The organism is Synechococcus sp. R8-2, from assembly GCF_047461715.1.
Lineage (GTDB): Bacteria > Cyanobacteriota > Cyanobacteriia > Thermostichales > Thermostichaceae > Thermostichus.
Genome location: NZ_JANSHQ010000077.1, coordinates 1 through 10,719, shown reverse-complemented (window position 1 = coordinate 10,719; position 10,719 = coordinate 1). Strand labels below are relative to the sequence as shown.

11 protein-coding genes are annotated in these 10,719 nt (G+C 56.7%); 6 read left to right on the top strand and 5 right to left on the bottom strand.

Translation table 11 applies throughout. From position 1 onward, the window contains the following. The 5 genes from NW819_RS02035 to NW819_RS02015 all read left to right on the top strand — a co-directional run. Positions 1-1,446 (top strand): hypothetical protein (locus tag NW819_RS02035; protein WP_414412739.1); only part of this gene is annotated, 1,446 nt, incomplete at its 5' end. Between the two features lie 258 nt (positions 1,447-1,704). Further along, entirely contained in the window at positions 1,705-2,157 is a 453-nt protein-coding gene (locus NW819_RS02030; RefSeq protein ID WP_011431474.1) for a hypothetical protein, read from the top strand. A 121-nt stretch (positions 2,158-2,278) separates the two neighbouring features. Then, the gene (gene ispE / locus NW819_RS02025; RefSeq protein ID WP_414412740.1) at positions 2,279-3,214 is read left to right on the top strand and encodes a 4-(cytidine 5'-diphospho)-2-C-methyl-D-erythritol kinase; all 936 of its coding nucleotides are present in this window, start codon (positions 2,279-2,281) and stop codon (positions 3,212-3,214) included. A gap of 154 nt (positions 3,215-3,368) precedes the next feature. Then, on the top strand, positions 3,369-4,721 hold the full coding sequence (accC, locus tag NW819_RS02020) for an acetyl-CoA carboxylase biotin carboxylase subunit (RefSeq protein ID WP_414412738.1): 1,353 nt from the start codon (positions 3,369-3,371) through the stop codon (positions 4,719-4,721). Between the two features lie 72 nt (positions 4,722-4,793). After that, entirely contained in the window at positions 4,794-5,774 is a 981-nt protein-coding gene (locus NW819_RS02015) for a tyrosine-type recombinase/integrase (protein ID WP_414412737.1), read from the top strand. Positions 5,775-5,938: 164 nt separating this feature from the next. Here NW819_RS02015 and NW819_RS02010 read toward each other — a convergent pair whose 3' ends face one another. The 4 genes from NW819_RS02010 to NW819_RS01995 all read right to left on the bottom strand — a co-directional run bounded on the left by NW819_RS02010 (position 5,939) and on the right by NW819_RS01995 (position 8,509). Further along, positions 5,939-6,964 (bottom strand): hypothetical protein, encoded by a 1,026-nt coding sequence (locus NW819_RS02010; protein WP_414412736.1) that lies wholly within the window; start codon positions 6,962-6,964, stop codon positions 5,939-5,941. Further along, complete coding sequence (locus NW819_RS02005; protein ID WP_083757641.1) at positions 6,955-7,557, bottom strand: J domain-containing protein; 603 nt, start codon at positions 7,555-7,557, stop codon at positions 6,955-6,957. Before NW819_RS02005 ends, NW819_RS02010 begins: the two co-directional genes overlap by 10 nt. 96 nt (positions 7,558-7,653) lie before the next feature. Further along, complete coding sequence (locus NW819_RS02000) at positions 7,654-7,890, bottom strand: ATP-binding cassette domain-containing protein (protein ID WP_414344206.1); 237 nt, start codon at positions 7,888-7,890, stop codon at positions 7,654-7,656. Between the two features lie 193 nt (positions 7,891-8,083). Further along, a complete protein-coding gene (locus NW819_RS01995; protein WP_414412735.1) occupies positions 8,084-8,509 on the bottom strand; it encodes a hypothetical protein in 426 nt (141 codons plus the stop codon). A 130-nt stretch (positions 8,510-8,639) separates the two neighbouring features. Here NW819_RS01995 and NW819_RS01990 point away from each other — a divergent pair, with 130 nt between their 5' ends. Continuing rightward, positions 8,640-9,275 carry an exopolysaccharide biosynthesis protein gene (locus tag NW819_RS01990; protein ID WP_011433016.1) on the top strand — a complete coding sequence of 212 codons (636 nt, stop codon included), beginning with the start codon at positions 8,640-8,642 and terminating at the stop codon, positions 9,273-9,275. Positions 9,276-9,292: 17 nt separating this feature from the next. Here the strand turns inward: NW819_RS01990 and NW819_RS01985 are convergent, their stop codons facing one another. After that, complete coding sequence (locus tag NW819_RS01985; protein ID WP_414412734.1) at positions 9,293-10,456, bottom strand: S-layer homology domain-containing protein; 1,164 nt, start codon at positions 10,454-10,456, stop codon at positions 9,293-9,295. Positions 10,457-10,719 lie beyond the last annotated feature (263 nt).

Genomic DNA, 10,719 nt, shown 5'->3' with positions numbered 1-10,719 from the left:
GAGACCCTCTATTTGGCCTTGGGCGGCGGTATCGGCAGCTTTGTCTGGGTGGATACCCTGCGCATTTACGGGGTCAGACCGGAGCACATTCGCGTCATCAGCATTGCCCGCAAACCCTACGAACGGTATGAACGGCTTTTGACCAACTGCCAGATCCCCCGCTGGAAGCGAATTCGCTCTGGCTCCGATTCTTGTCCAGACAACATTTGGGGCTGGCCTGGCTATGCTCTGCGGGATGCTTGGCGTTCCTTTTTCTCCGGCCGATTGTTGGAAGCATTCGGCTTTTTGTGGCAGGTATTTAGTGAGCCCTTGTTGGCAGATACCTATACGCCGCGGGCGGGGGATGTATTCGCCTCAATGGATCGGGAGGCAGCCCGAATTGGTTGGGAGCAAATGTTGTGTTACGGCCATATTCGCGCCATTCGCAAAACGGAGGATGGGCGATATGTGGTGGCCTATTCGGCAACGCGGCCCGGCCATACGGATCACCGTTTTATGGTGGCCAAGTATCTCCATTTGGCAACTGGATATCCGGCCATCAAGTTGCTCAACGACCTGCAGGAGTTTCGCGAAAAAACAGGAGATTTGAGATCGGTGGTACACGGCTATGAGCCTCATGATCACGTTTATGAGCAGTTGGAGAAACAAGGTGGCACCGTCCTAATTCGGGGATTTGGGATCGTCGCCTCTCAGGTGATGGAACGCCTTTACGAAGCCCGCAAAGTCAACCCCCGCATCTCGGTGGTGCATCTGAGCCGTGCGCCCAAAAGCGGTAATCGCTTCGGACGAGCCAAACGGGCAGTGGATAACCATTGGGAGTTTCAGCCCTTCAACTGGCCCAAGGGCACTTGGGGAGGAGTTCTGCGTGCCAAATTGGAAGCGGCGACCCCCCTGGAACGGCGCGAACTGCTGGAAGCTTGGGGCGGCACCACGACAGCAAGTCGGCGGAAATGGCGGCGGATCGTGCGGCAAGGGTTGCGAGAGGGCTGGTACTCGATTGTGTTCGGCAAGGTGGAGTCGGTGGTTCCCGGCGACAAGGGTAAGCCGGTAACCTACATTCGAGGTACCCACAACAACACGCAATTAAAGGTGGAGGCCGATTTCGTTATCGACTGTACGGGTTTGGTTTCGGATCCCATGACCAATCCTCTCCTCAACGATCTAATTACCCACTACAACCTGCCCCTCAATCCTCACGGGCGCTTGCATGTCTCCAACGACTTTGAGCTGGTGGAGATGCGCAACCGGGATGGGCGAATGTACGCCGCTGGGATCATCACCTTGGGCGGGCCCTATGCGCCGGTGGATACGTTTTTGGGTTTACAGTACTGTGCCCATCGCTCGGTGGAACACCTGGCTCGACTGCGGGCACCGGGGGTCAAAGGCTTAGAAGGGATCCGATCCCTGTGGCAATGGTGCAAGTGGGCCTTGAACATCAGCCCTTAGCTTGCCGACATTGGGCAACGCTTCTGGATTTTGTGAGATGTTTTTGGTTATCAACGCTGTCCCACACGTAAAACATTGGCGGCACACCATGGCCATTCCTCATCGCGCTAGCCTCATGAAAGTGGCGTTGCGCTGAGCCCTAACTCTTCTCTACCAAAGGGAGAACGGATGGGGGTGAAGGCCAGAAGATTCTCTCAAACAGACCGGGAGCGAAATAGATCCTGATGATCTCGATAGGCAAAACTGCTGGAGGAAAAGATGACTCCGACCCTGATTGGCCGCTGGCAAACTCGCATTTTCTTATTGGCCACCGTTGGTGTTTTGGCAAGTTTACCCTTTTATTTTGGGATCACTGGACATGGCGGCAGCCTCACCTATTTTTGGGTGCTGTTCTACGTAGGTCTGTTTGGCTGTGTTTGGGATGTTGTTTATAACTACCTGATGGGGTGGATGTGGGATCACGATTGGCCTGGGATCCTTCAGCTTTTGGCCGGCATTTGGGAAGGGCTTTTTTTGGGTACAGTCTTGAAGGTGGTGGGTCTTCCTTATATCCCAACCCAACGGTTTGACTTGGGAGATTTTATTCTCCACTACAGTGTGGTCTGGGTTTGCCTTTACCTCAGCGCTTGGGTGGTAATGCGCATTTTGTTTCCCCGCTGGCGCTTTCGCGGTGGAGAGTGGCTGGGGCCATGGCCGCGCTCCGGCAGCTAGAAAGGGGATCCATTGCCGTTAGAATCGGGCTGGGAGACCTCCCCGGATAAGTCTGTGTTTTGATCAGGTCTGTACAGGCTAAGGGGAGTTGAGACTTGTTGCTGACCCAGATTTTCACCCCATGCAAGCCTGTACCCTGATTGCCCGCGCCAAGATCAACCTCTACCTGGAAATCCTCGGATCCCGTCCTGACGGGTATTCAGAGGTGGCGATGGTGTTGCAGAGCATTCATTTGGCGGATCGACTGCAGTTGAAGAGCCGTCCTCACGGGATCCACCTCACCTGCGATCGTCCAGAAGTGCCCACAGATGCCCGCAACCTCGCCTATCGAGCGGCTGAGCTGCTGCAAAAAGAGTGTCACTCTGCCGCTGGGGTGGAGATCCACATCGAAAAGCACATTCCGGTGGCAGCAGGCTTGGCGGGGGGCTCGGCTGATGCGGCAGCGGTTTTGGTGGGGTTGAACCAACTGTGGGGGCTGGGCCTGACGGTGGGAGAGTTGCAGAGTTTGGCAGCCCGCTTGGGATCCGACATTCCCTTCTGTATCCAGGGGGGAACGCAACTGGCCACCGGGCGCGGGGAAGTTTTGGAGCCGCTGGCCGATTGGGAAGGGATCCCTGTGCTGCTGGCCAAGCCCAAGCACCTGGGGGTTTCCACCGCCTGGGCCTATCAAGCCTTTCGTTCTCGTCAGGGGAGCTTGGGAGGGGATGCCCTACCCAAACCCACACTGCCCACCTTGCCGCAGGCGTTGGCGGCTCTCAGCCGTCAGGATCCGCCGGCGTTAGCCAGGAGTTTGCGCAATGACCTGGAACAGGTGGTTTTGCCGGAGTACGCGATTGTAGGGGAACTGCGCCAAGCTCTTCTCTCGGCGGGGGCCCTGGGATCCCTGATGTCGGGGTCGGGGCCAACGGTCTTCGGAATCATGCCCAGCCTGGAGCTGGCCGCCCAAGTGCGCAACACCCTGCGTCACCAGTTTCAGGATGTAGAGTTTTGGGTGACGCAGTTTGCCCCCACCGGGATTCTGCTGCAGCCGGATCCCTGTAGCCTCAGTCCTACCTAGGTTGTCGACTGGATGGACTGAATGTGGGATCCCCACCAGCCTTCTCTATTCTTCCCTCTGGTTGGCATAGTAGGATGAGCACCTAAACTTAACCTTGCGTTCACAGACTGCTGGCTTTAGCGGTCAAGTTATCTCTCTGCTCTGAACCTCCCTCATGCCGCCCATCACCAAGATCCTGATCGCCAACCGGGGTGAGATTGCCCTGCGCATCATCCGCACCTGTCAGGAAATGGGGATCCGAACTGTGGCCGTTTACTCCACTGCGGATCAGAACTCCCTGCACGTCCAACTGGCGGACGAGGCTGTTTGCGTAGGAGATGCCCCGGTGGCCAAAAGCTACCTCAACATTCCCAACATCATCTCGGCAGCCCTCACCCGCGGGGCCACTGCCATTCATCCGGGCTATGGGTTCTTGGCGGAGAATGCCAAATTTGCCGAGATGTGTGCCGACCACAACTTGATCTTCATCGGCCCCTCGCCAGAGGCGATGCGCAAGATGGGCGACAAGGCCACGGCCCGCGAGACCATGCAAGCGGTGGGGGTGCCGACGGTGCCGGGCAGCCGCGGGTTGATCACCTCTGAGGAGGAGGCAGTGAAGCTGGCGGAGAAAATCGGCTACCCCGTGATCATCAAAGCCACCGCCGGTGGCGGGGGGCGGGGTATGCGGGTGGCTAAAGATGCCCAGGAGCTGCTGAAGATGCTGCGCACCGCCCAGGGGGAAGCCCAAGCGGCCTTTGGCAACGGCGGGGTTTATTTGGAGAAGTTCATCGAGCGCCCCCGTCATGTGGAGTTTCAGATCTTGGCGGATAGTCAGGGCAATGTGGTGCATCTGTACGAGCGGGATTGCTCCATTCAACGGCGACACCAAAAGCTGTTGGAAGAGGCCCCCAGCCCGGCTTTGACAACGGCTCTGCGCAGCCGCATGGGAGCAGCGGCGGTGAAAGCAGCCAAGGTGGTGAATTACGTGGGAGCGGGCACGGTGGAGTTTTTGCTGGACAAAAACGGCCAGTTTTACTTCATCGAGATGAATACCCGCATCCAGGTGGAGCACCCGGTTACCGAGATGGTGACCGGGCTGGATCTGATTGCCGAGCAGATTCGCATTGCCCAAGGTCAACCCCTGACCTTTCGCCAGAAGGATGTGGAACTGCGGGGCCATGCCATCGAATGCCGCATCAACGCCGAGGATCCCAAGCAGCAGTTTCGGCCTTGCGCTGGCACGATCAGTGCCTATTTGCCCCCTGGGGGGCCGGGGGTGCGCATGGATTCCCACATCTACACCGACTACACCATTCCCCCCTACTACGATTCGCTGTTGGGCAAGCTGATCGTCTGGGGGCCTAACCGGGCAGCAGCCATCCGCCGCATGCAGCGGGCTTTGGGGGAATGCGCCATCACCGGGGTGCCCACCACGATCCCTTTCCACCAGCAGATCCTGCGCCATGAAGCTTTTTTGAGGGGCGAAGTGTACACGGACTTCATCGCTCAGCATTTGATGCCGGGGTAGGGGCCGAGTCCAAGCTGGAGCTTGCTCGCAGGGGAAGGATAGAGTTGGTTGAGGGTTGCCAGTGGGCTAAAGATGAGGGATCCCCGACCTGGTCAGGTTCGACAGACTCAACCGAGCGGCCCTGCTCCCAGCCTCAGCCATCTGGCGGCGCAATTTTTGCAGGAGCGGGAGCGGGATCTGGCCCCTGCCAGCCGCCGTACCTACCGCATTGCTCTGGAGCAGTTTGCCAAAACTTGCCCCGTGCCGCTGCCCCAGGTGCAGCCTGCCCACGTCCAGTCCTTTTTGAACAGCTTGAAGGGCCGTCCGTTTCGCAACCGCTCCGGCCAGCGGATCCACCCGCCCGCCTCTCCGGCCACCTACAACCTGAAGCGGTTGGCCTTGCAGCAATTTTTTGAATGGGCCAGCCAACGGGGCTACCTTCAGGATCCCCTGCCCACTCAAGCCATTCGACCTGCCCGCCTACCCGCTCGTTTGCCCCGCGATCTGGATCGGTTGTTGCTACAGCGGGTGTTGCAGCGGGCCCAGAACCATTCTCTGCGCTACGCGGCTTTGATTCGCCTGATGCTGGAGTGCGGGCTGCGGGCCCAGGAGCTGTTGGACTTAACCGTTCAAGATTTTCAAATCAGCCCCGAGGGATCCCTGTTGGAAGTGCGCTGTGGCAAGGGGAGTAAACCTCGCGCTGTGGCAGTAGGGGATCCCCTCTCCGAGCTGTTGCAACAGTATCTGAGCCGAGAACGGGGCCCGTGCGCGCCGACGGATCCCTTGTTTGTTTCCCAATCTCGCTGCTTGGCCTACCGAGGCCGTCCCCTCACCTACGATGGTCTACGGCATATTGTGCTCAAGCTCACCGAGCCTGAGCCGGGACATCAAACCCCTCACCAGTTTCGCCACAGCTTTGCCACCTTGCTGCTGGATCGTGGCGTTGCCCCCGAACACATTCAGCACTTGCTGGGCCACACAACTGCCGCCATGACGATGCGCTACACCCAGCGGGCCAACTTGAGAGCAGCCATCGCCCGTTCCCGCGAGATCTTGAATCAGGGCTTGGTTTAGGGATCCCTGGCTGTACTATGGCCTCTGTCGTTTCCAGTGAGACAGACGCGGATTGCTCGAAGAAAGAGGGATCCCCAAAAAGAGATCAAGGATCCTCAAGGACGGACAAACCTGACTAAGGTGGTTGGAATGACCTGAAAACAACCGATAACCAATGGGTTATTTCAAGTTACACGCTGGAGGGGAATGTAGAGCACATGCTCTCTCCCCTTGCCAATGGGCAACTGCGGCCCAAGACTGGCCTTCTGTTGTCCCAACCAGATGATCAGGTTTTTGTTCTCAGGATAGTATTCCAAAACATACTTGATGAAGTCATCAATTGTACATGGCTCGTTGAAACCTCCCATCCACTGATGAAAGTGGCTATGCACTTCGCTGGCTATAGTAATCAGGTTGGAAGGATTTGCTGCAATCTTTGGATAGTGCGCTTCAGAGTAGAGATGGTGAACCGTTAGGCTACTGGCTGTTTTTCGAGTAACTCTACAGAGATTTTTATCCCTTCTTCTTGCAAGCTCTTTTGCTCTTTCTATCTGCCTTTGTCTATCCTGGATTGTCTTGACGATTGCCTGAATCTGGGGTTCAATGCGTTCGCCAACATCTCGACACCAGTCTTTTCTGTGGTTTTGCTTGAGGACTTCTACCATAATCTTGGCAAGCTCATAGATGCCTCGCAAAGAGAGGTAGACAGTGTCGTCGTTGCCAAAGCGTGTGTAATGAACGTCTTTGATGAGTTTACTTTGTTTTGATGCAATCTCAAGCGCTTTCTTAAGGTAATCAGTTCGAGTTCCAAAGATCGTCACAACATCTTGAAGAGATAGCCAAAACTGATCTTGTCTTCTGACCAGAGAGGAGCTGTTTTCGAGGATCCTATGATCCACCAGAGCCTTCTGCCTCTTGCGATACTCTTCCTTGAACCAATTCCTAATGCTTGTGCTAATGCTTGTGTCTGTAGAGTACTTACGACCTTGCTCTGACCTAGACCTTAAAAAGGATAAAATGGCGTAAGCACCAGACTGCGTGTATTCTCTCAGCCCCGAACTTTTGTTGATAACGCGATAGTCTTTACCTTCCACCAGTTCCCACTCATCATCAGGGATACTGTCAAAGTAGGCTTCAATCTCCCTGAGTTCCTCAAGGCTGATACCCAAAAATTCGGCGAGCTTGTTTGAAGAAACATAGACTATAGCCATTGCTCAAATTTCTCCGTAAGGCTTTTGTAGAAGAGAGTCAATCGCTGGAAAATTTTGTCATCCCCGGTTGGAGAATCGGGATGGTAGATCTTGCTCAGGCGATAAAAGGCAGCTTTGATGTCCTCATTGGTAGCTCGATCGGGGTCAAGTCCAAAAACCCGCCATGGCAAGTCGTACTTGAAGATGTTGATCCCGTTGATGCAGCCATACCCCTCTTCCCCCTCTTCGTTGGGAAGGATCCCGATGTGCTGACGATAAATGCGCTCCAAATCGTCTATGTTGGATAAGCTCAGCTTGCCCATGCCGCTGGTTGCCAGTTTGAAGCTGGCTGACTTTCTCAGCTCGGCTGCGTTTTTAACGCCAAAGTGGTTGTAAATCGCTTTCTGCAGCTCTTTGACAGACAACCGAGGCGGTGGCTGTAGCTGCCTGACCACAAACCGCGCAAAATTCTCCAGGAGTTCCTTAGAGATGCCGTAGGTATCGGAAAGGCGCTGGATTTCTGCAGCAATCGCCCCTTGCGGATCGGGCTTGGTCTCTTCTCTTGAGGTTGCCCTAGTTGTTTTTGGTTTTGTGCTGGCGGCTTTTTTGGGCATGGCTTCCCCTCAAGTCAGTGATGCCAAGTGTAGATCCGCACAAAACTTATAGGCTGTCTGTGAATTTATTTGCACAATGATGCAGACAATCTTAGGTCAGTGTAACAATGTTGCCGGTACCTGTAAAGCTTTGCACCACATAAGCTTCGCCATACCGATGCCCAGTTGGATGGCTTGGTGTGGGGAGCAGATCCGCACTGGGCGGCCCCGCAGGCGAATCTCGCCAGCATCCGGCTGGTAGAGGCCCGCCAGCATGTTCATCAGGGTGGTTTTCCCGGCGCCATTCTCCCCCCGGAGAGCGTAAATCTCCCCGGCCCGTAGTTCAAAGTCCACGCTAGAGCGCCCCCAGCTTGCCTGTTCGGTTGAGTTCCCCCGCCAGGATCCCTACCAGACAGGCTCTCTCATAAAAAGGCTGATCATAAATGGAAGGCTCTCTGAAGAAAGAGGTACACAGGTTGAGTACCACCTTTCCTTGGCAGTGAACGTATTTCCGGCTACTTTTCAGCGCCAACTTGGGGCCGCCCCTTCAGCTTTTGGGGATCAGCCGCTTCGGACAGGCAGCACGGATGTGGGATTCGCTCAGGTCGGGCATGAGAGCCAAGGCCCGTTGGGCATCAATCTGGGCTTCGCACACCGCCTCCAGCACCTGTTCGGCCATCAAGGAAAGGGGCATATCGGCGGTTTGCTCGGGGTCGGTATCCAGGGAAATTGGTCGGACTTCCACAGGGGGGGGTGGCAACACCGGCGGAGCTGCCTGCGGGGATAGGGTAGTGGAAGTGCCCACCTCCAACTGCGCTTCTGCCAGGGCCACACCGCGCCCCACCATCAACAGGGATCCCAGCAACAGGAGCCATCCCAGCCCATGCAACCCCTTGCTGGACTGAGTCGGATGCTTCTGCTGTCGCTCAAGACTGCTGATGGGTGTAGCCCTGCTAAACCTACCACCGAGCATGTCACCTCTCCGAAACCACCCCTTTGCTCAAGATATCCAACACAACTTGAATTTGCAGTAGGCTATCGTTGGCCCTCCAGGTAGTGCCCACCCGTTGCCAAACTTTGCCCGCTCCAGCCCTGCCCCCTCTATGGCCCGTCTGTCTCAAGAGCTAGCCCGGTTTTCCCGCCTTCCCGAGAGCCCAGAGCAACCCGAACCCTCCCCGGAAGGGTTGATCCGCATCGAAGACATTCTAAAACTGGCGGGCGAGCGCAGTTTTGGCTTGTTTTTGGCGGTGCTCTCTTTCCCTTCTGCTTTGCCTCTGCCGGCTCCCGGCTATTCCACTCCCTTTGGCGTGGTCATCCTGTTGCTGGCCGCACAAATGCTGGCAGGGCGAACCACTCCTTGGCTGCCGAAATGGGTGTTGCAGACCTCTATTGAACGGAAGCATTTTCAAAAGTGGGTGCAGGCTGGGATCCCGTGGTTGCAGCGCATTGAAAAAATTGCCCGCCCCCGTTGGAAGCAGCTTTGCACCACACGGCTCGGCCAAGTCTGGCTGGGCACCTGGATCGGCTTGATGGGGATTTCCATGATCATCCCCGTTCCAGGCACCAACACCCTGCCGGCAATGGGGGTTTTCGTCACCGCCTTTGGCCTCCTGGAAGAAGACGGGATCCTGTGCAGCTTGGGATCCCTGATCTGTGTAGCAGGAGGACTGCTGACCACTTCCATTTTGATCGGCCTGTGGTTGGGGGGAACAACCCTTTTGGATTGGCTGGGAAGATAGCTATGCCAGCACCGCTTTTATCGGGATGCTGGGGTCAGCGCCAGATCCTGAGTGAGGCGCAGCTCGATCACCTGATTGGGATCCAGCACCACCACCTGTGGTGCCGTTACATTGCCGATCACCGCTCCGGCCACCCCTGCCCCCAGCACTTCCTCTGTGGCAATGGCATTGTCTCCGGTTACCAAGCCGAGAATAGCGCCTGCTGCTGCACCGATGGCCGCATCCTGAATGATTTTGCCTGTGGTGGTGTAGCGGGGATCCTTGACATCGTGAATGATGTCCGATTGGGCAGCCAAGGGGAACAGTTGGTTGTTGACGATAATGCTTTCCGCCACAAAACGGGTGCCCCCTGGGGCCGGCTCAAAGCGGCCATCCACCCGCGAGCCAAAAGGCACCAGAATATCCCCCTGGGCGTTGCGAATCGGGTTGCGGACGATCAAAGACATGGGCCGGGTTTCGTTGGGGGCAATGAAGAGGCGCTCGTTGAAGGGGGTGGTGGTTTGCATCAGGGTGCCCGCCGCCAGCGTGGAAAGGCGCAGGTCGAAGCCCGGCTGGGAACCGGAGAGGGATCCCCCTGGGTTTTGCGCCACCAAGGATCCCCGGCTGAGCATGGCCTGGTGGGTGAAGGCTGCTACCTCGGCGCGAGTGGCGGGACGGTTGGGTTCCAAGAGCATCGGGTCTGGATAATTGACGATCAACCCGGCGCGGTTGGCCGCCGCAAGTTGTGCCAGGGCCCAATTGGGGATGGCTGCCGCATCTCGGTAGCGGCTGAAGAGATCTCCGGGCTGAGCGGCTGGGATCGCTCCCGTGTTGCCAATGGCGTTGGTCAAAACCACCAGCGCTTCGGTGCGGGTAACGGGCTGCTCAGGACGGAAGGTGCCATCGGGAAAGCCTGCCACCAGGTTGTTGGCTGCTGCCGTCGAGATGGCGCTGGCTGCCCAGTGGGTGGGGGGCACATCCCGAAAGCCGATGAAAGTACCGGAGGTATTGCGGAGGCGGAAAGCGGTATTGACAATGGTGGCAAACTGAGCGCGGGTAACCGGCTCATTGGGGCGGAAGGTGCCATCGGGGAAGCCGTTCAACACTCCTTGAGCGGAGAGGGTCTCAATGTAGGCTTGGGCCCAGTGGCCAAAGGTGTCGCGGAAGGGGGCGGCCATGGCCACCTGGCAGTGGATGCCCAAGACAGCTCCCGATAGGAGTATGCCTGCTGCACGTGGATTTAAAAGAGAGGGAAACATCGTTCGTTCACCGAGTTGTCGTAGCGCCCATTGCTGGGTCGATGGCTACTTTTATTCTGGCTATTTCCTCAGTGATGACAATGGCGGAAACCCTTGCTCTGAGGTAATTTGAGCGTTTCTAACCTAAGATTTGCAGCAAAACGCAACTGCAGAGGATTGATAAGGAAACCCCTAAATCTCTGTCGCGTCAGCTAGAAATCGCAGGA

Excerpts from the sequence above, each read along its gene's own strand:
- NW819_RS02030 (WP_011431474.1), top strand. The coding sequence starts at position 1,705 with ATGACTCCGACCCTGATTGGCCGCTGGCAAACTCGCATTTTCTTATTG.
- ispE (WP_414412740.1), top strand. The coding sequence starts at position 2,279 with ATGCAAGCCTGTACCCTGATTGCCCGCGCCAAGATCAACCTCTACCTG.
- accC (WP_414412738.1), top strand. The coding sequence starts at position 3,369 with ATGCCGCCCATCACCAAGATCCTGATCGCCAACCGGGGTGAGATTGCC.
- NW819_RS02015 (WP_414412737.1), top strand. The coding sequence starts at position 4,794 with ATGAGGGATCCCCGACCTGGTCAGGTTCGACAGACTCAACCGAGCGGC.
- NW819_RS02010 (WP_414412736.1), bottom strand. The coding sequence starts at position 6,964 with ATGGCTATAGTCTATGTTTCTTCAAACAAGCTCGCCGAATTTTTGGGT.
- NW819_RS02005 (WP_083757641.1), bottom strand. The coding sequence starts at position 7,557 with ATGCCCAAAAAAGCCGCCAGCACAAAACCAAAAACAACTAGGGCAACC.
- NW819_RS01995 (WP_414412735.1), bottom strand. The coding sequence starts at position 8,509 with ATGCTCGGTGGTAGGTTTAGCAGGGCTACACCCATCAGCAGTCTTGAG.
- NW819_RS01990 (WP_011433016.1), top strand. The coding sequence starts at position 8,640 with ATGGCCCGTCTGTCTCAAGAGCTAGCCCGGTTTTCCCGCCTTCCCGAG.